This window comes from Myxococcus sp. CA040A, assembly GCF_013336725.1.
Taxonomy (GTDB): Bacteria; Myxococcota; Myxococcia; order Myxococcales; family Myxococcaceae; genus Myxococcus; species Myxococcus llanfairpwllgwyngyllgogerychwyrndrobwllllantysiliogogogochensis.
This window is the reverse complement of the sequence record NZ_JABUMR010000039.1, coordinates 1-1107: the sequence shown is the minus strand read 5'-3', so window position 1 is coordinate 1107 and position 1107 is coordinate 1. Positions and strand designations below refer to the sequence as shown.

Annotated in this window: 2 protein-coding genes; both read right to left on the bottom strand. The window is 68.6% G+C overall.

Features of this window, described 5'->3' with window-relative positions; genetic code table 11:
- Nucleotides 1–424 (bottom strand): hypothetical protein (locus tag HUA75_RS45995; protein ID WP_174490131.1); only part of this gene is annotated, 424 nt, incomplete at its 3' end.
- 23 nt (nucleotides 425–447) lie between these two features.
- On the bottom strand, nucleotides 448–1107 hold a 660-nt coding region (locus tag HUA75_RS45990), incomplete at its 5' end, for a peptidoglycan-binding protein (RefSeq protein ID WP_217446591.1).

The following is a 1107-nucleotide window of genomic DNA, read 5'->3' as shown; positions in this document are numbered from 1 at the left end:
TCAGGTTCTCCGCGCGGAGCCCCTCGGCTTCGAGGACGGTCTTCTCTCCTTCCTTCAACAGGGCCGGGTCGTAGAGCACGACGAGCAGGTCGTCGAACCGGTTGGACAGGGAGCGCTCCCGGCGCAGGCCCACGAGCTGGAGCGTGAGCGGGTTCGTCCGCGCCAACTCCAGCTCCTCGTCATCCTGCAGGTGGAACCGTTGGTTGCCCGGGTCGAGCTCCTTCTGGTTCCGCAGGCTCTCGCTCGCGAACTGCTTCAGCAGGCCCACCGCGCAGTCCGGGCACTTCGTCTCACCCAGCGTCGCATGATGCGCCCGGCGCTCCGGCGCCGTCGCCACGGCCGCCTTCTTGGGCTTGTCCTGCTTCGGAGCGGCCTGCGTGGGCGCGTCCTTCGCGGTCTCCTTCTTCACGGCCTTGGCTGCCATCGGTACCTCTCACGCAAAGGGGTTCAGCTCCCGTGCAGCTCCTCGAGCCGCCGCAGGGTCTCCACGTCCAGGTGGCCGGTGACTTCCAGGCCGCCGCGGTGCTGGAAGGCGCGAATGGCGCTGCGAAGCCCCAGCGTCATCTTCCCCGTCGGCTCCAGCGCATAGCCCAGGTTGATGAGCCGGGACTCCGCGCCGCGGACACCGTGGTCAGGGGTGTCCCTCATGGGACGCAGGGTGCCCAGCGCGACCTCCCAGGACAGGCCCTCGCACTCCAGCTCCACCTGGCTGACGGTGAAGGGGACCTTCGCCTCGAGGAAGCCCTCATCATCCGTACTGCCTTCGAGGACCTCCTGCTCGAAGGTGAGCAGGTAGGGCATTCCGGAGCGCGGTGCCCCCTCCGCGTCCTTCAGGGCGAGCCGCAGGTGCCGCTCCCCCACCTTGAGGGTGAAGCGGTGGGCCCTTCCGGTGGAGACGTTGGGCTTGTTCTTCGGGGCGCTCACCTCCGGAATGACGACGGTGTCCCCCGGGTAGAGCACGTTGGGGTTGGGGCGCTTCTCGCGCAGCTCCGCGTTGTCCGGGTGTTCGTAGAGGCGCTTGAAGTCCGCGAAGCCATGGCGCCGCGCGATGAGCAGGAGGCACTCGCCCTGCGTGACGACGTGGGTGGTGGGCATCTCCCCCTCCTC